24 protein-coding genes and 2 pseudogenes are annotated in these 25,456 nt (G+C 21.7%); 14 read left to right on the top strand and 12 right to left on the bottom strand.

From position 1 onward, the window contains the following. Positions 1-77: 77 nt before the first annotated feature. Both rsmD and folD read left to right on the top strand, forming a co-directional pair. Positions 78-647, top strand: coding sequence for a 16S rRNA (guanine(966)-N(2))-methyltransferase RsmD (rsmD, locus tag RA161_00535; protein ID WMY97556.1), 570 nt, complete (start codon positions 78-80; stop codon positions 645-647). Positions 648-721: 74 nt separating this feature from the next. Continuing rightward, positions 722-1,585 carry a bifunctional methylenetetrahydrofolate dehydrogenase/methenyltetrahydrofolate cyclohydrolase FolD gene (gene folD / locus RA161_00530; GenBank protein WMY97555.1) on the top strand — a complete coding sequence of 288 codons (864 nt, stop codon included), beginning with the start codon at positions 722-724 and terminating at the stop codon, positions 1,583-1,585. A gap of 11 nt (positions 1,586-1,596) precedes the next feature. On the opposite strand, the gene RA161_00525 is transcribed toward folD, so the two are convergent. Both RA161_00525 and bamD read right to left on the bottom strand, forming a co-directional pair. Beyond that, entirely contained in the window at positions 1,597-1,896 is a 300-nt protein-coding gene (locus tag RA161_00525; protein ID WMY97554.1) for a chorismate mutase, read from the bottom strand. A 57-nt stretch (positions 1,897-1,953) separates the two neighbouring features. Continuing rightward, entirely contained in the window at positions 1,954-2,748 is a 795-nt protein-coding gene (gene bamD, locus RA161_00520; protein WMY97553.1) for an outer membrane protein assembly factor BamD, read from the bottom strand. A gap of 22 nt (positions 2,749-2,770) precedes the next feature. Between bamD and rluD the strand changes: the two genes are divergently transcribed. From rluD to RA161_00505, 3 genes and pseudogenes are all read left to right on the top strand, one after another. Then, a complete protein-coding gene (rluD, locus tag RA161_00515; GenBank protein ID WMY97552.1) occupies positions 2,771-3,724 on the top strand; it encodes a 23S rRNA pseudouridine(1911/1915/1917) synthase RluD in 954 nt (317 codons plus the stop codon). A gap of 95 nt (positions 3,725-3,819) precedes the next feature. Then, positions 3,820-5,913: pseudogene (locus RA161_00510) on the top strand (AAA family ATPase). Between the two features lie 182 nt (positions 5,914-6,095). Beyond that, positions 6,096-7,565, top strand: a complete 1,470-nt coding sequence (locus tag RA161_00505) for a DASS family sodium-coupled anion symporter (protein ID WMY97551.1) — start codon at positions 6,096-6,098, stop codon at positions 7,563-7,565. A gap of 60 nt (positions 7,566-7,625) precedes the next feature. On the opposite strand, the gene thiD is transcribed toward RA161_00505, so the two are convergent. Genes thiD through RA161_00480 form a run of 5 tightly spaced genes read right to left on the bottom strand, consistent with a single transcriptional unit; the run spans position 7,626 to position 11,946 of the window. Then, positions 7,626-8,465, bottom strand: coding sequence for a bifunctional hydroxymethylpyrimidine kinase/phosphomethylpyrimidine kinase (gene thiD, locus RA161_00500; GenBank protein WMY97550.1), 840 nt, complete (start codon positions 8,463-8,465; stop codon positions 7,626-7,628). An 18-nt stretch (positions 8,466-8,483) separates the two neighbouring features. Continuing rightward, entirely contained in the window at positions 8,484-9,317 is an 834-nt protein-coding gene (locus tag RA161_00495; protein WMY97744.1) for a metal ABC transporter permease, read from the bottom strand. Between the two features lie 22 nt (positions 9,318-9,339). Beyond that, entirely contained in the window at positions 9,340-10,200 is an 861-nt protein-coding gene (locus RA161_00490; protein ID WMY97549.1) for a metal ABC transporter permease, read from the bottom strand. A gap of 22 nt (positions 10,201-10,222) precedes the next feature. Continuing rightward, positions 10,223-11,071, bottom strand: a complete 849-nt coding sequence (locus tag RA161_00485; GenBank protein WMY97548.1) for an ATP-binding cassette domain-containing protein — start codon at positions 11,069-11,071, stop codon at positions 10,223-10,225. Further along, positions 11,068-11,946 carry a metal ABC transporter substrate-binding protein gene (locus tag RA161_00480; protein ID WMY97547.1) on the bottom strand — a complete coding sequence of 293 codons (879 nt, stop codon included), beginning with the start codon at positions 11,944-11,946 and terminating at the stop codon, positions 11,068-11,070. The genes RA161_00485 and RA161_00480 overlap by 4 nt, the downstream gene beginning before the upstream one ends. A 409-nt stretch (positions 11,947-12,355) precedes the next feature. On the opposite strand from RA161_00480, the pseudogene thrS reads away from it, so the two are divergent. From thrS to pheT, 6 genes and pseudogenes are all read left to right on the top strand, one after another. Then, a pseudogene (thrS, locus tag RA161_00475) lies at positions 12,356-13,570 on the top strand (threonine--tRNA ligase). Between the two features lie 9 nt (positions 13,571-13,579). Beyond that, the gene (gene infC / locus RA161_00470; GenBank protein WMY97743.1) at positions 13,580-14,128 is read left to right on the top strand and encodes a translation initiation factor IF-3; all 549 of its coding nucleotides are present in this window, start codon (positions 13,580-13,582) and stop codon (positions 14,126-14,128) included. Between the two features lie 52 nt (positions 14,129-14,180). Next, positions 14,181-14,378, top strand: coding sequence for a 50S ribosomal protein L35 (rpmI, locus tag RA161_00465; protein ID WMY97546.1), 198 nt, complete (start codon positions 14,181-14,183; stop codon positions 14,376-14,378). Between the two features lie 50 nt (positions 14,379-14,428). Further along, positions 14,429-14,812, top strand: coding sequence for a 50S ribosomal protein L20 (gene rplT / locus RA161_00460; protein ID WMY97545.1), 384 nt, complete (start codon positions 14,429-14,431; stop codon positions 14,810-14,812). A gap of 118 nt (positions 14,813-14,930) precedes the next feature. Next, positions 14,931-15,917, top strand: coding sequence for a phenylalanine--tRNA ligase subunit alpha (gene pheS, locus RA161_00455; GenBank protein ID WMY97544.1), 987 nt, complete (start codon positions 14,931-14,933; stop codon positions 15,915-15,917). A 15-nt stretch (positions 15,918-15,932) separates the two neighbouring features. Further along, positions 15,933-18,326, top strand: coding sequence for a phenylalanine--tRNA ligase subunit beta (gene pheT / locus RA161_00450; protein ID WMY97543.1), 2,394 nt, complete (start codon positions 15,933-15,935; stop codon positions 18,324-18,326). Here pheT and bamC read toward each other — a convergent pair. The 4 genes from bamC to RA161_00430 all read right to left on the bottom strand — a co-directional run bounded on the left by bamC (position 18,323) and on the right by RA161_00430 (position 22,076). Then, positions 18,323-18,991 carry an outer membrane protein assembly factor BamC gene (bamC, locus tag RA161_00445; GenBank protein ID WMY97542.1) on the bottom strand — a complete coding sequence of 223 codons (669 nt, stop codon included), beginning with the start codon at positions 18,989-18,991 and terminating at the stop codon, positions 18,323-18,325. The genes pheT and bamC overlap by 4 nt on opposite strands. A 24-nt stretch (positions 18,992-19,015) precedes the next feature. Beyond that, positions 19,016-19,939 (bottom strand): 4-hydroxy-tetrahydrodipicolinate synthase, encoded by a 924-nt coding sequence (dapA, locus tag RA161_00440; GenBank protein ID WMY97541.1) that lies wholly within the window; start codon positions 19,937-19,939, stop codon positions 19,016-19,018. A 90-nt stretch (positions 19,940-20,029) separates the two neighbouring features. After that, a complete protein-coding gene (locus RA161_00435) occupies positions 20,030-21,088 on the bottom strand; it encodes an AI-2E family transporter (protein WMY97540.1) in 1,059 nt (352 codons plus the stop codon). 31 nt (positions 21,089-21,119) lie between these two features. Further along, positions 21,120-22,076 (bottom strand): TerC/Alx family metal homeostasis membrane protein, encoded by a 957-nt coding sequence (locus RA161_00430; protein WMY97539.1) that lies wholly within the window; start codon positions 22,074-22,076, stop codon positions 21,120-21,122. Between the two features lie 181 nt (positions 22,077-22,257). Between RA161_00430 and RA161_00425 the strand changes: the two genes are divergently transcribed. Next, positions 22,258-22,914 (top strand): DedA family protein, encoded by a 657-nt coding sequence (locus tag RA161_00425; protein WMY97538.1) that lies wholly within the window; start codon positions 22,258-22,260, stop codon positions 22,912-22,914. Positions 22,915-22,917: 3 nt separating this feature from the next. Here RA161_00425 and pnuC read toward each other — a convergent pair whose 3' ends face one another. Next, positions 22,918-23,613 carry a nicotinamide riboside transporter PnuC gene (pnuC, locus tag RA161_00420; protein ID WMY97537.1) on the bottom strand — a complete coding sequence of 232 codons (696 nt, stop codon included), beginning with the start codon at positions 23,611-23,613 and terminating at the stop codon, positions 22,918-22,920. Between the two features lie 186 nt (positions 23,614-23,799). On the opposite strand from pnuC, the gene coaBC reads away from it, so the two are divergent. Next, a complete protein-coding gene (gene coaBC, locus RA161_00415; GenBank protein WMY97536.1) occupies positions 23,800-25,026 on the top strand; it encodes a bifunctional phosphopantothenoylcysteine decarboxylase/phosphopantothenate--cysteine ligase CoaBC in 1,227 nt (408 codons plus the stop codon). Further along, on the top strand, positions 24,992-25,453 hold the full coding sequence (gene dut / locus RA161_00410) for a dUTP diphosphatase (GenBank protein WMY97535.1): 462 nt from the start codon (positions 24,992-24,994) through the stop codon (positions 25,451-25,453). The genes coaBC and dut overlap by 35 nt, the downstream gene beginning before the upstream one ends. The last annotated feature ends 3 nt before the right edge of the window (positions 25,454-25,456 follow it).

Here is a 25,456-nt window from a genome sequence, read left to right as displayed (position 1 = left end):
TTCAATATTTTTTAATAAAATTTTTTTCTTTATTTTTTATTAAAAAATATTTATTGAATTAATAGTAATATACTTATATGAAAAAAAAATATATTAAAAAAAATAAAATTCGCATAATTAGTGGTATATTTAAAGGACATAACATTTTTATTACAAAAAAATACAATATCAAACCAACTCAAAATATAATCAGAGAAACTCTATTTAATTGGTTAAATCCTATAATTAAAAATGCCACATGTTTAGATTGTTTTGCAGGAACTGGAGCATTATCTATAGAAGCAATATCTAGATCTGCAAAATTAGCAACGTTAATTGAATTAAATTATCATGTTTTTAAAAAAATTAAATTTAATTTAAACAGATTGAAAATTAGTAATGCTAAAATTTTTAATAAAAATATTTATTCATTTCTTAATCAAAAAGGAAAAAAATATGACATTATTTTTATTGATCCTCCATTTTACAAGAAAATGGTTGACCAAACAATTTATTTAATAAATAAAAATCAATGGTCTCAAAAAAATACTTATATTTATATTGAAACACATATAACAGACATTATAAAAAACATACCAAAAAATTGGATTTTATATCGAAAAAAAAAAATTGGAAAAATATTTTCTTATTTATATATACAAAATTAAATTAATAATGATTTTAGAAATTTTATCAAAAAAAATATATTTATAAAATAATTCATTAATCGACTCACTAAAATATGAAAACTAAAATTATTGATGGAAAAAAGATATCTAAAATAATAATAGAAAAAATAAAAAAAACAGTTAAAAATATAATTTCTTCTGGAAATAGACCACCTGGACTTGCAATAATTTTAATTGGAAATAATAAATCTTCAAGAATATATATTAAAAACAAAATAAAAACATGCAAAGAAATTGGTTTTGTATCTTATTATTATAATTTTCCAAAAATTATAAAAGAAAACAAAATTTTAAAATTAATTAATCATTTAAATCAAAATAAAAATATTGATGGCATTATTATACAAATCCCTCTTCCAAAAAAATTTTATTACAAAAAAATAGCAGAACAAATAAGTATAAAAAAAGATGTAGATGGATTACATCCTTACAATATAGGTTCTCTTTTCCAAAACCACCCAAATATCAGACCTTGTACATCATCAGCTATTATTACAATATTAAAATATTATAATATTAAAGTTTTTGGATTAAATGCAGTAATAGTTGGAGCTTCTAATATTGTTGGAAAGCCTATGATATTAGAACTTTTATTAAAAGGCTGTATTACTACTATTATACCTCAATACAATAAAAATTTACAATTTTATATTAAAAATGCTGATTTATTAATTGTTGCAATTGGTAAACCAAAATATATTCCTGGAATTTGGATCAAACCAGGAGCAATTGTAATTGATGTAGGTATTAATTGGAGTAAAAATGGAAAAATTTATGGCGACGTTTGCTATAAAAGTGCATTAAATCGTGCTAGTTGGATTACTCCAGTTCCTGGAGGTGTGGGTCCAGTCACAGTTGCAATGTTAATGCAAAATACATTAAATGCATATCAAAATCAATATAATATTATAAACTAATTTTTTGATTTTTATTTATTGTAAAAAAATTTTTTTTTAATATTTTTTTGTACAAAAATTGAATCTTCAATAATAATTGAAAAAATATTAGTAATATATTTCTTATTCATACCTAATTTTTTCCCAAATATAACTAAATCTTGAATTAAATGTTTTTCATATTTCCTATCCCGAATAGGAATATTATTTTTTAATTTAATCCAAGCGATGTTTGAAACTAAAAAACGTCGTTTAATTAGAAAAATAATTAAAAATCGATCTATAAAATTGATTTTGTTTCTCAAATTAAATAAAAAAGTTTTATAATTCATTATTTTCTCTGTATCAAATACTCACTTTAAATAAATTAATATCACTAATTAAAACTTTTAATTTAATAATTTAATTCTATTAATTTGTAAAATTTGTTTTATTTTATTACTTTCATGTACTAATCCTAATTTCCTATATGCATATTCCATATATTGTAAAGATTCTTTAGCAGACTGAGTATCTAAAAATTTTTTTAACATATTTTCACATCTATTCAATACCGCAACATAAGCACCGCTTTGATTATAAAATTTAATGATAGATAATTCATATCGAGCTAATCTCTCTTTTAAATAAAACAAATGCTTTTTAGCATAATTAATATAAATACTATTGGGGTAGTAATGAATTAATTTCATAAAGTCTTTAAATGCAAGCAAAGCATATTGTGGATTTCTATCAGTTTCATTTAATTTTAAAAAACTATTAAACATATTTTTATCTAATCCTTCTTCAGATAACGCTTTAATATAAAGAATATAATCAAAATTTTCATAATTAGGATAAATTAAAATAAATTTATTAATAGTTTTTAACACTAACATGAAATCACTATTTTTATAGTACGCATAGATTTTATCTAGCAACATTTGTTTAGTATATGGACTAATTGGATAATAATATTCAAAAGATCTTAATAATTTTATTGCTCCTTTGTAATATCCAAGATCTAATTTTTTTCTGATCATCTGGTACATTTGATGAAGTTCTTGTTTTTGAACATGATGTACTTCATGTACACAACCAAACAATAAGAAAAAAATAATAGGCACTAACAATTTACAATTATACATAACTATATTAAATTGAGTATATAGTTTATCTAAATTATTTAAAAATGTTTTTTTCATTATCTAAAAATTTTTATAAAATATGTTAAAATTTCAAGGAAAATTTACTAAATTAGAATTAGGACATCGTTTAGATTATGCTTTATCTAAAAAAATTCAAAATACTTCAAGATCACAAATTAAAAAATATATATTAAAAAATAAAATTAAAATTAATCAATGTATCATTAATAAACCCTCTTATAAAATCAAAGGACATGAAATTATAGATATTAATTCAAAAAATTTAACTGATTTTGATTTTGAACCTCAAAATATTCCATTAAATATTATCTATAACGATGATGAAATACTCATTATTAATAAACCTAGTAATTTTGTTGTACATCCAGGGTCTGGAAACTTAAATAATACATTAGTAAATGCATTATTATTTCATTACCCAAACAATATACATATTCCAAGATATGGAATTGTACATAGATTAGATAAAAATACCACCGGTCTTATGTTAATAGCAAAAACTAAAAAATCATATTATTCATTAGTAAATCAATTTATAAAAAAAAAAATTACCCGACAGTATGAAGCTATAGTACATGGAGTTATACCATGTGATGGTATAATTAATCAACCTATTGGAAGACATCCAATAAAAAGAACAAAAATGGCTATTCACCACAATGGAAAAAATGCTATAACACATTACAAAATAATAGAAAACTTAATTGCATTTACACATATTAAATTAATTTTAGGCACGGGAAGAACACACCAAATTCGAGTTCATATGTCATATATTAACCATGCTATCGTTGGAGATCATACTTATAAATGTAAAATTAAAAAAAACAATTTAATTAATAAAAATATAAAAAAATTTATTCAAAATTTTCCAAGACAAGCATTACATGCTAAGATCTTGCATTTTTATCATCCAAAAACAAAAAAATTAATAAAAATTAAAACAAAATTACCAAAAGATATTAAATATCTAAAAAAATATTTAAAAATGTATCTTTTAAAAAAAAAATAAATATAATAAAAATTATGTATTATACTTATATATTAATAATAAACTAAAAATTATTTTGAAGAAATAAAAAACATATGGAAAATAGTAAAATAAATATTAAAAAATACATAATAGATTTTACAAAAATGGCAAAAAATGGAGAAATAGATCCAATTATTGGAAGAGATGAAGAAATAAGAAGAACTATACAAATATTACAACGTAGAACTAAAAATAATCCAGTGTTAATTGGTGAAGCTGGAGTAGGAAAAACTGCTATTGTAGAAGGATTAGCACAAAGAATTGTTAATAACGAAATTCCAGAAGGATTAAAAAATAGTCATCTTTTTATGTTAGATATCGCTTCTTTACTGTCTGGAACTAAATATCGTGGAGATTTCGAAGAAAGATTACAAAACGTTCTACTTTACTTAAAAACAACAAAATATTGTACAATATTATTTATAGATGAATTACATACAGTAGTTGGCACAGGAAACATTGAAGGATCAATGGATATTAGTAATATTTTAAAACCAGAACTTGCTCGAGGAAAATTACATTGTATTGGAGCAACTACATTAGATGAATATAGAAAATATATTGAAAAAGATACAGCTTTAGAACGTAGATTTCAAAAAATATATATTAATGAACCAACAATACAGGATACTATAGCAATATTAAGAGGGTTAAAAGAACGTTATGAACTACATCATCACGTGCAAATAACTGATAGAGCAATTATAAGTGCAACAAAACTATCTAATCGTTACATTAATGATAGAATGTTACCAGACAAAGCAATTGATTTAATTGATGAAGCAAGTGCAAGTTTAAGAATACAAATCGATTCTAAACCTGAAGTTTTAGATAGAATAGCACAACATATAGTACAGTTAAAGTTAGAAAAAGAAATACTAAAAAAAGAAACCGATGAAATCAGTCAAAATAGATTTTTATCTTTAAAAAAAGAACTTGAAAAAAAAGAAGACGAATATCTAAAATTAGAAGAAAAATGGAATATAGAAAAAAAAACATTAATTAAAATACAAAAAATAAAAACAAAATTAGAAAATTTAAAAATAATGTTAGAACAAGCAAAAAGATCTGGCGATTTAACAAAAATGTCAGAATTGCAATATGGAAAAATCCCTGAATTAGAAAAAAAATTAGAAAAAGAAAATCAAATAGATAATAAGCAATTAAAATTATTAAGAAATAAAGTTACTGAAAACGAAATCGCGGAAATTGTATCACGTTGGACTCAAATTCCAATTAGTAAAATTTTAGAAAACGAAAGAAAAAAGTTAATATTTATGGAAAAAACTTTACATAAAAGAATTATAGGTCAAACTGAAGCAGTGAATGTTGTTTCTAATGCTATTAGAAGAAATAGAGCAGGATTATCAGATCCAAATCGTCCTATTGGTTCCTTTTTATTTTTAGGACCTACTGGTGTTGGAAAAACTGAGTTATCGAAAACATTATCAAATTTTTTATTTAATAATGATAATGCAATAATACGTTTTGATATGTCTGAATTTATGGAAAAATATGAAATATCAAAATTGATCGGATCACCTCCAGGATACGTCGGATATGATGAAGGAGGTAGATTAACAAAAAGTATTAAACAAAAACCATATTCTATTATATTATTTGATGAAATTGAAAAAGCGCATACTGATATATTTAACATATTATTACAAATTTTAGATGAAGGAAAATTAACAGATAATCATGGAAAATTAATTAATTTTTCTAATACTGTCATTATTATGACATCAAATTTAGAATCTAATTTGATTGAAAAAAAATTTGGTATGATAGGATATAATGAAATTAAAAACATTCTTATTGACATGATGAGTAAATATTTTAAAATGGAATTTATTAATAGAATAGATGAAATCGTAATTTTTCATCCATTAAATCAATCGCATATAAAAAAAATAGCAAAAATTCAATTAAAAATTATATCAAATAGAATTAAAGAACAAGGATATGATATTCATGTAACTTCTCATGCTTTAAATCACATTAGTAAAATAGGATTTAATCCAAAATTTGGCGCTAGATTATTAAAAAGAGTAATTCAAGAAAATATTATTAATATCATATCTAACAAATTAATATCTGAAACTCTTGAAAAAAATAAAAAAATAATAGTTGATTACTTAGATAATCATTTTATTATTAATCAATAAAAAACATTTATTTTTAATTAAAAAAATAATCATATTTTTTTAATTGTTTTAATATTGATACTCACAATAAAAATATATTTTTATTTATTTTATAAACTATTTTTTATGATTTTTTTAAAAAAAAGTAATTCTCAATCATCTAAAAATCATTAAATAAAAAGTAATGATTTAGGATTCATAATATGAAAAAAACAAAAACATTTAAACTACTTCCATCTTTAATAGCTGTTAGTATTTCTATAATTATCTGGTTTGTCATACCAATTCCAGATAATCTTGAAATAAACGCATGGAAATTATTTTCAATATTTGTTGGAATAATTTTTGCAATTATAACTAAAGCTTTACCAATAGGTGCACTTGGAATGATTTCTATTGCTATTATAGCATGTACAGGAATTACTAATACAAATAAAACAATAGCAATCAGTGATGCATTAAGTGGATTTTCTAATCAACTAATTTGGTTAATTGGAACATCTATCATGATTGCAGTAAGTTTAAACAAAACAGGATTAGGAAAACGAATTGGATATTATTTCATTGCCTTATTTGGAAAAAAAACAGTAGGTATAGCCTATTCACTTGTCCTTGCTGAAACAATTTTAGCACCTGTTACACCAAGTAATACTGCTAGAGGTGGTGGTATTATTCATCCCATTATGAAATCTATAGCAGATAGTTTTAATTCAAAACCTTCTCTAAATACTTCTGATAAAATTGGAAGATATTTATCATTAGTAAATTTTAATATTAATCCAATTACTTCTGCCATGTTTATTACAGCAACAGCACCAAATCCACTTATTGTTAATATTATTATGGAAAATACCAATCCAAATTTTGAAATTACTTGGTCGATGTGGGCAACTGCTGCTATTATTCCTGGAATATTTTCATTAATTGTTATGCCAATCGTTGTTTATTGGATGTATCCACCAATTATTAAAATAACACCTGATGCACCAAAATTTGCTGAAAAACAATTAAAAAAAATTGGAAAAATTAAAAAAGAAGAAATAATAACATTATGTGTCTTTATTATTTTATTAATTATGTGGGCTGATATACCTAGTATATTCTTCGGAAAAAATTTTTCTATTAATCCTACCACAGCAGCGTTAATAGGATTATCTATTTTATTCACTACTGGAGTTTTAGAATGGGATGATATCCTAAATACTAAAGGAGCATGGGACACTATAGTTTGGTTTTCTGCTTTAATTATGATGTCATCATTTTTAAGTAAGCTTGGTTTTATACATTGGTTTTCAGAAATAATTAAAAATATGATTCACAACATGGATATTTCTTGGTTTTTAAGTATTTTTATATTACTTATAATCTACGTTTATTCACATTATTTATTTGCAAGTACTACTTCTCATATAATGGCAATGTTTGCTGCTTTTTTTACAGTTGGCATTACATTAGGAGCACCACCTATATTACTAGCATTAATGCTTTCTTTTTCATCATCATTAATGATGTCATTAACACATTATTCTACCGGAACTGCTCCAATTATTTTTGGATCTGGTTATGCAACACTTTCAGAATGGTGGAAAACAGGTTTCATACTAAGTGTTGTGAATCTATTGATTTGGATATTATTAGGTGGAATATGGTGGAAAATATTAGGATATTGGTAATTAAATACTAAAACAATATTTACAAAAAAAAACAAATTAATTATCAATTAATTTGTTTTTTTATTTTTTTAAATACCAAAAATTGTAAAAGTGATTTAGTGGACCACTACCCTTTCCTACATCTAATTGGTTAGAATTTAAAATAGAATTAAATGTATATTTTTTTGATTTTTTAACTACATCTGGCCAATCCTTATAATAAGGATATAATGCGGCTAACGATGATGATAAAGTACAACCAGTTCCATGAGTATTTTTAGTATCAATTTTTTTTGAAACATACCTAAATTTCTTATCTTTAGTAAATAACCAATCTACACACTGATTTCCTAATAAATGCCCCCCTTTCATTAATACTGCTTTAACACCAAAAGACAATAATTTCTCACCTTGAAAAATCATGTCATCTTCATCTTTAGCAATTGGTTGTTTTAAAAGTAATGCAGCTTCTTCTAAATTAGGAGTGATAATAGAAACTACTGGAAATAAATATTTAATGAAAATATCAATTGCATTTAAAGATAGTAATGAAAATTTATTTTTTGAAAAAAAAACAGTATCTAATACTATAGGAATATTGAAAAAATTATTTTTGAAATATCTAGATATTAATTTAACTATATTAGAATCAAATAACGCTCCAATTTTAATACTATCTATATATACATCACTGAATATAGATTCTAACTGTTCTAATATAACGAATTCTGGAATTTTATAAACTGATTTAACTCCTTGGGTATTTTGAATAAATAATGCAGTAATCACTGCAGTACCATAATTACCTAATGCAGAAAAAACTTTTAAATCAGTATATACACCAGCCCCTCCTGTTGGATCAATACCTGCAATAGATAAACAATTAAAAGTCATATAATAATTTAAACCGAAAAAATTCATTGATTTATTAAAATCATATTAATTTCTAATTTTTTTTTTATAAAAAAAATTAGAAATTAATATTAAAATAAAATATATTGACTGAATTAAAACAATACAAGATCCAGTAGCAGCATCAATATGAAAACTTAAGATGATACCAAAAAAACTAGATGTAATAGAAGATAAAATAGAAACTAACAACATTGAATTAAATCTTTTACAAACTGTAAATGCAATAACACCTGGAGTAATTAACATTGAAATTACTAATATAATCCCTATCGCTTGTAATGCTAATACAATAGTAAAAGAAATCAAAGATAATAACCCATAATGTAAAAAACTAGTTTTTAATCCAATTATCTTTGCATGATTTAAATCAAAACAATAAACTAAAAGATCTTTATATTGAAAAATCAAAAGCATAAATATAATTATTGTACCATAAACAACTTGAAAAAATTCATTTCTAGTCATTCCTAAAATATTTCCAAAAAGAATATGTGTTAAATGCTTTTCTGTATTAATTTTTAAAAATAATAATAAACCAAAAGCAAACATACCAGAAAAAACAATTCCAATTAACGTATCTTCTTTAATACGAGTATGTTCTTTTAAAAAACCAGTACTTAAAGTAAAAAACATACCAGATAAAAAAGCACCTATAGATAAAGGAATGCAAAAAATATAAGCTATCACAATACCAGGTAACACAGCATGAGATATTGCATCTCCTATTAACGACCATCCTTTTAATATTAAAAAACATGACAAAATTGATGAAATAATTCCTATTAATAAAGATACAATCATTGCCTTTTGCATAAAAGGCAAAAAAAGAGGATGTAATATTGATTTTAAAATAACCATTTTCATTGAATATTATTAATATTTATTTTTTATTAATATAAATTTTTTTATATTTTTTATAATTAAAAATAAATCCATATTTAGGAGCAAGAAAAAAAGTAAAAATAAATAGTAAAGTTTGTAAACTAACTATCACTGCTCCAGTAGTACCATCAATAAAAAAACTAATATATGCACCTATACCACTAGTTAAACATCCAATTATTACAGCTATAATTAATATTTTCTTAAAATGATCACTTAACAAATATCCTATAGCTCCAGGTGTAATAATCATAGATATTACTAATATTGCACCAACTGTTTGCAATGCAGTTACAATACAAGCACTTAACAAAACAAAAAAAAATATTTTTAATCTTAATATTTTTAATCCAATTGAATATGCATAATTTTCATCAAAAAATATAATCAATAAATCTTTCCAAATAAAAAAAAATGTAATAAATGAAAAAATAGAAATGATCAAAATTTGAATTATATCACTATCTGCTATTCCCAAAACATTTCCAAATATGATAGTTTGTATATTTACAGGAATTGGTCTTAAAGAAATAAGAAATAAACCAAAAGCAAAGAAAGTAGAAAAAACAAATCCAATAATAGCATCTTCCTTCAATTTAGACATTAATCGAATTAAAATTATAAAAACAATAGCTAACATCCCTGTAAAAAATGCACCAATCGAATATGGTATACCTAAAATATAGGAACCTGCAATACCAGGAATAACAGAATGTGATAGTGCATCTCCTATTAACGACCATCCTTTTAGCATTAAAAAAGTTGATAAAAAAGAACATAAACCACCTACAACAATACTAATTGTGATTGCTTTAATCATGTAATTATATTGAAAAGGTTCAATTAAAAAATGAAACATTTATATTCAATTTTCTTTTAATTTATTTTTTATATTTATAAAAAACAGCAGCTTTTTCATCATCAGTAACAATACTTAATGAATTAAAATTATTATGATCTAAATCAGTATTTAAAATATCAATATGTCGTAATGTATTACCAAAAGCTAATTTTAAATTTTCTTTTGTAAAAGTTGTTGATACTGGTCCAATATTTAAAATAGTCTGATTGACTAAAATAATCTGATCACAAAACTGAGGAATACTACCTAGATTGTGTGTTGAAACCAAAATCAAATATCCCATCTTTCGTAATTCCAATAGAATTTGAATAATAGAATTTTCAGTTTTTACATCAATACCTGTAAAAGGTTCATCTAACAATAATACTTTTCCTTCTTGCGCTAATGCTCTGGCGATAAATACTCTTTTTTTTTGACCGCCAGATAATTCCCCTATTTGTCTTTCTTTTAAATTATTCAAACCAACTTTCTTTAAAGAAAGAGATACAATTTGTTTATCTTTTTTTGTAGGAATACGTAAAAAACCCATTTTCCCATAACGTCCCATCATAACAACATCATATACTAAAACAGGAAAGTCCCAATCTATATCTTCAGTTTGAGGAACATAAGAAATAATATTGTGTTTAATTGCCTTATTAATAGAATAATTATTTAGTTTTACATATCCTCTTACAGGCTTTATTAAACCCATTATAGTTTTAAAAATTGTAGATTTTCCACTTCCATTAATCCCAACTAAAGCATAAATTAAACCTCCGTTTAAATTAAAACTAACATCACGAACTGCTAAATGACCATTTTTATATATTACAGTAATATTATGTACTAATAAATTTGGTTTTTTATAATAAGAATTACAATTCATTCACCAAAACCTTTTGCAATAGTATCTATAGTTGTATGTAATAACTGAATATAAGTTGGAACTGGACCTTCCGGTCTAGAGAGAGAATCGACATATAAAACCCCTCCATATTTAGCACCAGTCTCCTTACTTACTTGTTTTGCTGGTTTATTTGATACAGTACTTTCACTAAAAACTACTGGAACATTATTTTTTTTTATTATATCAATTACTTTTTTAATTTGTTGAGGAGAACCCTGTTCTTCAGCATTAATTGGCCAAAGATATGCTTCTTTAAAACCGTAATCTTTTGCAAGATAACTAAAAGCTCCTTCACTAGTTACTAACCATCTTTTTTCATTTGGAATATTTTTAATTCTTTGTCTTAAAAATAAATCAACTTTTTTGATTTTTTCTGAATATTCTATTGCATTTTTATCATAAATGTCTGCATGTTCTGGATCATATTTAATTAATGCATCTTTAATATTTTTAACATATATTAGTGCATTTTTCGCAGACATCCATGCATGAGGATTAGGATTATTTTTGTATTCGCCCTCTTTAATAGCAATAGGTTGAATGCCTTCAGTAATTACTACCTTTGGAATATTTTTAAAATTTTCAAAAAATCTATTAAACCATAATTCCAATCCTAAACCATTCCATAATATTAAATCACCAGAATAAATTTTTGATATATCTTTTGGAGTAGGTTGATATTCATGAATTTCTGCACCAGGTTTAATAATAGATTCTACATCTGCTACTTGTCCAGCTACATTCTGAGCTATATTTTGTATAATAGTAAAAGTTGTAACTATTGTAAATTTTTTTGCATAGGATATTAATGGAAATAAAAATAATAAAATTAAGGACAATTTTTTTTTTAACATAAAATTATTAATTTTCTATTTGAATTGAGAATTATTATCAACTATAATTTTTATATGTCAACACTATTTTCATAATTAACCTATCAATTAGAACAAATTAGTTTTATATAAAAAATTGAAATCATAAATATCTTTTTTAAACAATTAGTAATACATCAATATTTGAAAAGAATAAGTGGATTTTTTTATATTCTAAAAAACTATAAGTTATTTATAATAATCATAATTATTTTTATATTTTTTAAAAATATGCCTTAATTAAACAAAAAAACTTCTAAAAAAAGTATTGAACATATATTTTTATATTAACAAAACTTACTTTTTTAGTTTAAAATTATTAAAAATAATACTTTAAAAAATATATAAAAAATATGTAATATTTAATTAGGTAAAAAAAATGAATGATTCAAAAAAAATAGAAGAAAAGCAAGATAGAGATCATAGAATTTTAAATAAAAAATTAAATCTGTATCACATCAATAAATGTGCTCCAGGTATGATATACTGGAATCCGAATGGATTAATTATTTTTAATGAATTAAAGAAATTTATACAAATTAAATTACAAGAATATCAATATCAAGAAGTAAAAAGTCCCATAATGTTAGAACATAATATTTGGAAAAAAACTGGACATTGGAAAAATTATAAATTAAACATATTTACTACATCATCAGAACATCAAAAATTTTGTATTAAACCAATGAATTGCCCTGGACATATAGAATTATATAAACAACATTTAAAATCATATCGAGACTTACCTATTCGTTTTGCAGAATTTGGTAGTTGCTATAGAAAAGAACCATCAGGATCACTACATGGACTAATGCGTGTTATGGAATTTACACAAGATGATGCACATATATTTTGCACAAAAAAACAAATAATAGATGAAATAAAAAAATGTATTAGTATGGTTTTTGATATCTATCAAACTTTTGGATTTAAAAAAATTGAAGTATATTTAGCTACTAAACCTAAAAATTATATAGGCACAAAAAAAGAATGGGAAATCTCTGAAGAACAACTAAAAATCGCACTTGATAATATTAAATTTAATTATAAACATGGAGAAGGGGCGTTTTATGGACCAAAAATTGAATTTACTTTATATGATTCATTAAACCGTGCTTGGCAATGTGGTACAATACAATTAGATTTTTCTTTACCTATGCGTCTAGGAGCATTTTATATAGACCAAAATAACCAAAAAAAGATACCAGTAATGATTCATCGTGCTATTTTAGGATCAATTGAAAGATTTATTGGAATACTTATTGAAGAACATAATGGCTATCTACCAATTTGGTTAGCACCACTACAAGTTGTAGTGTTAAGTATTACAAAAAAACAAATAAATTATGTACAAAAAATATTAAAAGAATTAATGAATATGGGATTACGTGTTAAATCAGATTTAAGGAATGAAAAAATTAGTTTTAAAATAAGAGAACACTCAATTAATCGTGTTCCTTATATTTTAATTTGTGGAGAAAATGAAATAAATTCAGAAACTGTTTTTGTTAGAAATTGTTTTGGAAAATTTTTAGGGAATTATAATATTCAAAATTTTGGAAAAAAGATTATTAAAGAAATCTATAAAAAAATTTCTATTCAATAGAGGAATAAAATATCAAAAGTGAAAAAAAAAAAAAATCGTCCTAATCGAATTAATAAAGAAATTCGTTCTTCTGAAATACGATTAATAGGAATAAATGGAGAAAAAATAGGTGTATTAAATTTAAAAAAAGCTTTAAATATAGCAGAAGAAGCTAATCTTGATTTGGTGGAAATAAGTCCTAATGCAATTCCTCCAGTTTGTAAAATTATGAATTATGGTAAATTTCTTTATCAAAAAAATAAAATAATTAAAGAACAGAAAAAAAAACAAAAGATTATTCAAATAAAAGAAATTAAATTTCGTCCTGTAACTGATAAAAGTGATTATCAAATTAAATTAAAAAAAGTAGTAGAATTTTTAAAAAATGGAAATAAAATAAAAATTACATTACGATTTAGAGGAAGAGAAATATCGCATCAAAAAATAGGCATTGATATGTTAAATAGAATCAAACAAGATTTGTCTACGATTTCTATAGTAGAATCTTTTCCAACAAAAATTGAATCTAGACAAATGATTATGATTTTGATTCCAAAAAAAAATAATGAAAAACATTGATTACATTTTTTTCAATAAAAAAATGTATTTTCAAGGAGTATTAATATAAAAAATGTATAAAATAAAAACGATTCGAAGTTTTTCAAAACGATTTAAAAAAACAGCAAAAGGATCGTTAAAAAGAAAACAATCTAATTTGCGTCATATTTTAACAAAAAAAACAACAAAACGTAAACGACATTTAAGATTAAAAAAAATTCTTAAAAAATCTGATTTATCAAAAATTAGTATTGGATTACCTTATATTTAAAAATATAAAATATTTATTTTTGATTTTTTATTTAAAAAAAGGAGAATAAAATGCCTCGTGTTAAACGTGGAGTAGTTGCTAAAACACGACATAAAAAAATATTAAAACAAGCAAAGGGATATTTTGGAGCACGTTCTCGTGTTTATCGTGTTGCTCATCAAGCAGTAATCAAATCTAATCAATATTCTTATCGTGATAGACGTCAAAAAAAAAGACAATTTAGAAAATTATGGATTATAAGAATAAATGCAGCAACTCGTTTATATAATATGTCTTATAATAATTTTATATATGGATTAAAAAAAGCATCAATAAAAATAAATAGAAAAAATTTGTCTGATATTGCTATTTTTGATAAATCAACTTTTTCTTATTTAATTCAAAAATCAAAAGAAGCGTGTAACGTTAATCACAAAAAAATAAACTGTTCTTAAAAAAATATAAATCTAAAAAAAAATATAATAAATGAAACTTATTTAAAACATTAAATACCGTTTAAAAATCTTATAAAAAAGATTTTTAAATGGTTTATAATGTAAAAAAAATAAAATTATGAACAATTATTTAAAATTAGTCCAAAAAATTAAAGAAAAAATTTATAAAATTAATAATATAGATGAACTAAATAACATCAGAGTTAATTTTTTAGGTAAAAAAGGGTACATTAAATTAGAATTATCTAAAGCTAAAGAAATACAATTAAAAGAAAAAAAAATAGAAAAATTAAAAGAAATAAATATTTTAAAAAAAAATATAGAAGAATTAATAAAAAAGAAAAAAAAATCAATAAAAAAATATTTATTTCAAAAAAATAATAAAATTAACTATTTTGATATAACATTAGAAGGTAGAAATAAAGAAATAGGAAGTTTACATCCTATTACTCATACAATAAATTGTATAGAAGATTTCTTTGTCATGTCTGGTTTTTCTATTAAAACAGGTTCTGAAATAGAAAATAAATATTTTAATTTTGATTCTCTAAATATTGATAAAAATCATCCATCAAGAAAAAAAACAGACAGTTTTTGGATTGATAAGAATTTTTTATTACGTACTCAAATGTCTAGTATTCAAATTAGAACTATAAAAAATCAAATACCACCTATTAAATTTATAGCATCTGGTCGTGTGTACCGTAATGATTATGATAAAACACATACACCAATGTTTCATCAAACAGAAGGTATTATAATAGATAAAAATATAAACTTTTCTTTTTTAAAATATATATTATATAAATTTTTAAATTATTTTTTTAAAAAAAAAATAATTATAAGATTTCGACCATCTTATTTTCCTTTTACTGAACCATCTGCTGAAATAGATATTTTAACAAAAGAAAAAAAATGGTTAGAAATTTTAGGGTGTGGAATTATACATCCTAAAATTTTAAATCATGCAAATATAGATCAGAATGTTTATTCTGGATTAGCATTTGGAATAGGCATAGAAAGATTAGCAATGTTAAAATATAACATTAAAGATTTACGTTTATTTTTTCAAAATCATATTAGCTTTCTGAAACAATTTAGATAAATTTGGTTTAAAAAAATGAAATTAAGCACTTTTTTATTAAAAAAATGGATTCAATTTCCGATTCATATTAAACAACTACATCAAATTATTACAATGATAGGATTAGAAATAAATAACACGTACATTACAAAAAACAAATATCCTGGAATAATTATTGGAGAAATTATAGAAAAAGTTTTATACGATCAAAATAAAAAAAAATGTTTATTTAAAGTTAATATTGGAAAAAAAATAATTAACGTTATTTCAAATATTACAAAAATAAAAAAAAATACAAAACTAGCAGTAGCAACAACAGAAAGTATCTTTTTTAATAAAATTATATCGAGTACAATCAATAATCAAAAATCTCAAGGATATTTATGTGTATATAAAGAGTTAGAAATTTATAATAAAAAAAATGGAATCATAAAGTTTCAAAATAATGCAATAGTTGGTTCAAATATAAGTCAATATTTACAAATTAAAGATTATATTTTTGAAGTTAATGCTTTATATAATAGACCGGATCATTTAAATATATTAGGTATAACAAGAGATATCTTAGCTTTTTTAAATAAAAAACCTAAGATTTATCTTTTTAAAAAAAGAACAAATGATCAAAAATCATCTAAATCTTTATCAGTTATAGTAGATAATCCAGAAATATGTCCAAGATTTCTTGTACAAATTATAAAAAATATCAAAATAAACTTAAAAACTCCTCTATGGATTAAGGAAATACTAAAAATAAATGAAATCCTACCTGTAAATCCTATTCAAGATATTTGTAACTACATGACACTGGAAATTGGACAACCAATAGAATTTTATGATTTAGATAAAATAGAACAATTTATTCAAATAAAAATGGCAAAAAATGGAGAAAAATTTTCTTTAAATAATAAAGAAAACATTATTTTAGATAAAAAAACTTTAATTATTAAAGATCGAACAAATATTTTATCATTAGCAGGTATTTGTAGTGGAAAACATGCTAAAATCAGAAAAAAAAGCAAAAACATTTTATTAATAGCATACTATCTAGATCCTTCATATATTTATCAAACTACAAAGAAATATAAATTATTTACACATATTTCAAATCGTTTTGAACGAGGTGTAGATTACAATATACAAAAAATTTCTTTAAATAAAATTACAGAACTAATAACAAATTTTCTTAAAGGTATTCCAAATAAAATTATTCAAATAGTTAATAATGAATATCTTCCTAAAATTAAAAAAATTTTACTTACTAAAAAAAAAATTAATAAATTAATTGGTTATTATATTTCTAATAAAAAAATTTCTAAAATTTTAATATCATTACAATTTAAAATAATTAAAAAAAATAAATTTTGGATAGTTTATATTCCATCATGGCGTTTTGATATTAAAATTGAAGAAGATTTGATTGAAGAAATTATTAAAATATATGGATATAATAAAATTCCAAAAAAAACAATAAAAACAAATATTACTTTTCCATATACTAATAAAAAAATTTCTTTAAATAGAATAAAAATATTATTAACTGATCGTGGCTATCACGAAGTAGTCAGTTATTCATTTGTTAGTCCAAAAATACAAAAATTACTATTCCCTGATGAAAAGAAAAGTGTTTTTATTTTAAATCCTATATCAAAAGATATGTCGGTAATGAGAAGATCGTTACTTATAGGATTAATTACTACATTAATATATAATAAAAAAAGACAAGAAAATAAATTTAGATTTTTTGAATCTGGAATCAAATTTGTTCAAGATAAAACAAAAGAATTTGGAATTAGACAAGATCTGATGATATCAGCAATTATATCAGGATATAGATTTAAAGAACAATGGACAGATAAAAAAAGAAATGTTGACTTTTTTGATATTAAAGGAGACGTCGAATCTATTTTAGAACTAATAGGTAAGTTAAAATTTGCCACTTTTAAACCAATACAATCTCTAAAATTAAATCCACATAAAAGTACAGGAATTTATATTAAAGAAAAATATGTAGGATATTTAGGAATGCTTTCTTATGAAATTCATAATATACTAAACCTAAATCAAGAAACATACGTATTTGAACTATATTGGGAAAAAATGTCTGATATAATAATACCGAAATTTCAAGAAATATCATTTTTTCCAAAAAATTATAGAGACATTTCTATTATTATCAATAATAATATTTCAGCTTTTAATATATTACAAACATGTAGAGAAATTAAAACAAATTATAAAATAAAAATAAGTATATTTGATTTATTTTATCATGAAAATATAGGTGAAAATTATAAAAGTATTAGTATTAGATTTGAAATACAAAACCATCATAAAACACTTAAAGAAATAGAAATTGATTCTATTATTAATAAATATATTCATATACTCAAAGAAAAGTTTAATATCTTGTTAAGAAATAAAAAAATTTAAAAAAATAATTTTAAAAAAATTATTAATTCATTTAAAAAATATACATTATAATAATTTTGATATATTAAATAATGATTTTTTTCTTTTTTAAATATTACAAAATCATTATTAATATCAATTTTTCTTATATTATAATTTGTAATAGTTAAAATAACTTGATTATCTTGAATTTCTAACTTAATTTTTTGACGTGTTTGAAATTGTATTTTATCTTTTAATTGCGGCCAAATAATCCAATCAGTAACTAATAAATAATTTTTATTATCTTTCTTTAAAAGATTAATATTTTTATTTGATAAATATATCAGTATTTTATCCCATAAAATATTGATATATTTTATATTAGAAAAAAATAATTTACTATAAAAAAAATTACTTTCTGAATATATATTTTTATGATTATGTAATAATATAATTTCTGATGGTGGACGAGTATCATTTTCAAAAAAAAATAAGTTTTTCCCTTCTATTTTTGGTATTTGATAATTAAAATCTTTCAATAAAGGAGGAAAATTTTTTGGAAAAATCAAAGAATTCACATAACTAGTTGATAAATGATTATTTTTTATTTTACTATTTTTATTTAAAAATTCATTTTTTAAAAAACATCCTGACAAAAACAAAAATAAAGAATAAAAAATTACATTTTTAACAAAAAAATTCACTTTATTGACTACCCTCAAAATAATTTAAATAAGTTGTTTTTTATATTTTTTTAAAATAAATTTTATTTCTTTTTTAACTATTTTTTGATTTTTTTTAATTAAAGACGTTAATGGTAATCTCAATGTATTAAATTTGATTAATCCTAAATAATAACATGCCCATTTTATAGGAATGGGATTAGACTCTATATATAAAACTTTATGTAAATTTAATAAATTTTTATTTAGTTGATTAGCTTGATATATATTACCATTTAAAGCTAAATGACATACTTTTTTCATTAAATTAGGAATAATGTTAGCACTAACAGAGATTAAACCATCACCTCCAAATTTAATAAAATCTACAATTTCAAAATCATTACCACTTAATATAATAAAATCTCTATTTTTAATTAATTTACGAATTTGATTAATACGCAATAAATCACCACTTACTTCTTTAATTCCAATTATATTTTTTATCTTAGACAACCTTAAAACTGTTTCAGGTAATAAATCAACGCCTGTACGAAAAGGAATATTATATAATATTTGAGGTAATTTAGTAGATTCTGCAATAGATTTAAAATGTTGATATAATCCATCTTGAGTAGGAAGATTATAATAAGGTGTAATCGATAAACAAGCATCAATACCAGATTTTTCTATTAATTCAGTTAAAAAAATAGAATTTTCAGTTGAATTTGAACCATTTCCAACAATAACAAAGAGATCATTTTTTGAAAGTTCTTTAACTGTTACAACAAAATCTAAATATTCATTATATTTAATAGTTGAAGATTCACCAGTAGTTCCTAATATTAAAATTGTTTTAATACCATTTAAAATATAAAAATGAATCAATTTTTTTAGACTAAATTTATCAATCTCTTTTTTAAGATTCATTGGTGTAATCATAGCAACAATACAATCACAAAAAAATTCTCTTTTTTTTATTTTTTTCATAATAAATATTAATAATTATTTTTTTAATACATTTAAAATAAATAAAAAAATAAATTTTGTATAAAAATTACACATAAATTAAAAAAAGTTTTAAAACAAAATAGTTTGTCTTAAATAAACATTAATAATAGACTTAATGAAAATAGCTAGTGGTATAGCAAAAAATACACCCCAAAATCCTAATAAACCTCCAAAAAAAATAATAGAAAATATAATTATCAAAGGATGTAAATTAATCACTTCAGAAAACAAAATAGGCACTAATATATTTCCATCTATAGTTTGTATTATAATATATGAAATAAATAAAGTCCAAAAATCGCTTGAAAATCCCCATTGAAACAATCCTACTAATATTACTGGTATAGAAACAAAAATTGCACCAATATATGGAATAAATACTGACATACCCACTAAAACAGAAAGAAACAATGAATAATTCATGTTTAAAAAAATAAAAACTAAATATGTAGATATTCCAACAATCATCATTTCTATTACTTTTCCTTGAATATATTTTCTAATTTGTTGATTAATTTCTTTCCATATATTTTTAAAAAAAATATAATCAAAATATAAAAAATTCTTAATTCTAAAAAAAATTTTGATTTTATCTTTTAATAGAAAAAAAACTATTAATGGAACCAATACTAAATACATGAGAAATGTAATAATTTCAATTAAAGAAGAAAAAGAATACTTTATAAACGATTTTCCTAAATTAGATAATTGTGTACGTAAATTGTTAATTATAATATCAACAATTCCTGCATTAACAAATATCGGATGGTTTTCAGAAAATAATTTAATGTTTTGATTGAAAATATTTGCCATAGAAGGCAAATCTAATATTAAATTAATAGCTTGTTGCCATATGATAGGCATCATAACTAAAATGACCATTATACTAATACCAATAAAAATCATTAATATAACAGACACCGAAATAGTTCTGGATAAGCCAAAATTCTCTATTTTTTGTACAGGATATTCTAAAAGATAAGTCAATACAATAACAATAAATAATGGAGTTAACATATTGTTAAATAAAAACATAATAGAAAATATCAAAATAAAAATAAAAATCAATTTAATAAATTTAGCATCAAATATTTTTCTATAATAATATTTAACAAATTTTTCTAACATAATGAACCTAAATTTTTTTTTAAAATATTTTTTATTTCAATTTTTTACAATTATTAACAATATAATTGATAATTATTGCAATAGAAAAAATAAAAATAATAGAAATCAGACAAAAAATTGCAGATATATGAATAAAATCTACTATGACCATTTTGAATCCGATAAGAATGATTATAATAGATAATGCATATTTTATCATATAAAATTTTTTAATTATTTTTAATAGTAAAAAATACATAGAACGTAATCCTAATAAAGCAAAAATGTTTGTACTAGATACAATAAAAGGATCTTGAGTTATTGAAAAAATAGCAGGAATACTATCTAGAGCGAAAAAAATATCACTTAATTCTACTAAAATCAATACTACTAACAATGGTGTAATAAAAAATTTACCATTTTTTTTAATAAAAAATTTTTTTGTTTCTGATTTATCTGAAATCGACACATATTTTGTAATTGATTGAAATAAAAATGTTTCTTGAATTTTAATTGTTTTTTTATTTAAAAATAAAATTTTAATACCACTAAAAATCAATAAAATTCCAAAAACGTATAAAATCCAACTAAAATGTAATATTAACCAATCACCTAAAAAAATTAAAAAAATACGTAAAAATACCGCTCCTAATATTCCATAAGTTAGTACCTTTCTTTGTAAAGAAATAGAAATTGAAAAATAATCAAATAGTACTATCCAAACAAATAAATTATCAATTGCTAATGTTTTTTCAAGTAGGTAAGATGTAATAAATAATATTATTGTTTGATTCGCAATCAATATATTTAAATTTTCTTTTATATATATCCATATACCTAAAATAAAACAAAATGTTATGAATATCCAAATAATAGTCCAGATTAAACAATATTTTAGTGATATATATTTTATTTTAAATTTTCTTTGTGTAATAACATCAAATAAAAACATAACTAAAATAAGAATTAAAAAAATAGTCCATAATATTGGTGTACCAATAGAATACATTTATATTTCCTTTATTTAAAATAAATATAAAAATTCATTGTATTAATTTTAAAATTAGTTGATTTTTAAAATTAAAAAATATAAAAAAATATCTTAATGAATTAATAAAAATATTATTTAAAATATATTAAATAAATACAATTTATTTAATATATAAATATTATCTATATCTGGAAAAATTATGAAAAATATTACTAATTTTATTATTTCGATATACAATCAAAATTATGAACTAATTATTGAACCATCTATTGTTTTAGGAATTTATTTCATTTTATTTACTATTATTTTTTTAGAAAATGGAATTATAATAGCTTCTTTTCTTCCAGGAGATAGTTTGTTAATTTTAGTTGGTGTTTTAACAGCAAAAAAAGTTATAAGTTATCCAATGATAATAATTATTTTAACTTTTAGTGCTAGCCTAGGATCTTGGATAGCTTATAAACAAGGAAAATTTTTAAAAAAAAATAAAAAAATTAATCTTATTAAAAAAAAAATACCTAAAAAATATTATAAATATATTTATCTCTTTTTATATAAATACGGATTTTATTCATTGATTTTTTCTAGATTTATTGGATTTTTTAGAACTGCAATTCCAATGATTGCTGGTATATATGAATTATCACAATATAAATTTCAAATTTTTAATTGGATTAGTGGATTTATATGGATTTTATTATTAATTTCTCTTGGACATTTTTTTTATAACACTACTTTTTTTAAAAATTATGAAATAATAATCACAACAATATTAACTATTTTCCCAATTATAGTACTAAGTATAGGAATACTTACATTAATTTTAAATTTCATAAAAAAAAAATATATTAAATGATATTTAATATTTTAATTTTTTTCTCCAATTTAAAAAACCATAAATTGATATTATTAATAAAAATATATATTCTATTAGAATGAAATAAACTTCCTTTAAATAAAAAATAAAAATACTCAATAAATTAATAATAATCCATAATAACCAATTTTCTACGTATTTTTTTATCATTAAAATCATAGCAAGCATTGACAATACAGTAATAATTGAATCTAAAAACAAAAAATAATTCATCTCAACTTTTTTCAAAAAAATATTTAAATGAAATAAATTATTTATTTTTAAAAAAAATAAAAAGAAATAATGCAAAATTACATCAATATTTAACATTAAAAAACATACTAATATTAAAGAAATTGATATTAATTTTATGAGATTAAATAATCCAATATGACTAATTTTTAAATGTTTATTTAAATAATCTTTTTTTTTCCATATAAACCAACCATAAATGTTAGTAATTAAAAAAAATATTTGTAAAAAAAAACTAGCATATAACTCAATTTGAATGAAAATTATACTAAATAATAATACGTTAATAATACCAAAAACATAATTAATTCTCTTTGCTCTACTCGCAAACCAAATACATAAAAATCCAAAAATAGTACCAAAAAATTCTATATAAGAAAAAAAATATGTTCTTTCTATAAAAGAAATTTGAAAAAAAATATTTTTTATATCAAAAAAACTCATCATTATGTAACCTTTTGATATAATATTATATATAGATTAACTCAATTATAAATTTATTATTATTTTTAATAAATTTGTTTTTTTAAAAAAACAAACATATAATAAAAAATAAGAATTATTTTAAATATGAGTATGAAATTACTATTCAAAATCAAATTAATCATTTATTAAATAGATTAAATATAAATTATGAAAAAAATAGCAGGTAAACATATTCTAATTGGAATTAGTGGTAGCATAGCAGCATATAAAGTACCAGAAATCATTAGAAAATTAAAAAAAAAAGGTGCTATCATACGTGTTGTTATGACACATTCTGCTTATTCTTTTATAACACCACTTACTGCAGAGGTAATCTCTGGACATCCAATAGAAAAAAACAATTTTATTTCAGGTTCAAATATTAATATAAATCACATTAAGTTAGGAAAATGGGCAGATTTAATTTTAATAATACCAGCAACTGCAAATTTAATTGCTCGTTTATCCATAGGAATGGCTAACGATTTATTAACAGAAATTTGTTTAGTTTCTAAATCTAGAATTGCTGTTGTACCGGCTATGAACAAAATAATGTATCAATCAAAATTTACGCAAAAAAATATAAAAATTCTTAAAAAAAGAAATTTTTTAATTTGGGGACCAGAAGTAGGAAAACAGATTTGTAATGATTTCGGATTAGGAAAGATGTTAGATGCAAAAAAAATTATTAAATTAATAGAGTTATTTTTTAAAAAAAAAAAAGATATGCAAAATATTTCTATTACAATTACTGCTGGACCAACATATGAGTTATTAGATCCAATGCGTCTTATAACTAATTATAGTTCTGGAAAAATGGGTTTTTCAATTGCACAAGCTGCTTCTGAAAGAGGTGCACAAGTTACTTTGATATCTGGACCAGTCTATTTAAAAACACCAAAAAACGTTAAAAGAATTAATGTAATTAATGCTTTAGAAATGTATAAAAAAGTACATCAAATTATCCAAAAACAAAATATTTTTATTGGATGTGCAGCAGTAGCAGACTATAGACCAACAAAATTTAGTAAACAAAAAATAAAAACTAACAATAAAATTGTTCATTTAAAATTAATTAAAAATCCTGATATTATTGCAAGTGTTGGAAAATTAAATAAAAATCGTCCATACGTTGTAGGGTTTTCAGCTGAAACCCATAATTTAATACAATGCTCTCATGAAAAAAGAATTAAAAAAAAATTAGACTTAATCTGTGCAAATCGCATAACTCTATCAAAAGATAAATCAAATATAAAAAATAACTCGCTAAATTTATTGTGGAAAAATAAAAAGATTTATTTACCATTTAATAATAAATTAAAACTTAGTCATCAACTATTAGATGAAATAATACAAGACTATGAAAAAAAATATAAATGTAAAAATTCTCGATAAAAAAATAGGAGATACTATTACTTTTCCACATTATGGAACAGAAGGATCTGCTGGATTAGATTTAAGAGCATGTCTAAAAAATCCTGTTGAATTAAAACCAAATAAAAAAAAGTTAGTTTCAACTGGATTAGCCATACATATTGCAGATAAAAACTTAGCTGGATTAATTCTACCACGTTCAGGATTAAGTCATCATTATGGTATTTTTCTTGGAAATACCATTGGATTGATAGATTCTGACTATCAGGGAGAATTAATAATTTCGCTTTTTAATCAAAGCAAAAAAATATTTTTTATTCAACCCAATGAAAGAATTGCACAAATAATTTTTATATCTATTATTCATCCAAAATTTAACTTCGTTAAAAACTTTCTTATTCATACTAAAAGAAATACTCAAGGATTTGGACATACAGGAAAAATTTAAATT

It is taken from the genome of Arsenophonus sp. (assembly GCA_031446085.1).
Lineage (GTDB): Bacteria > Pseudomonadota > Gammaproteobacteria > Enterobacterales > Enterobacteriaceae.
The sequence above is the reverse complement of the archived record's forward strand: the minus strand, read 5'-3'. Positions and strand labels throughout refer to the sequence as shown.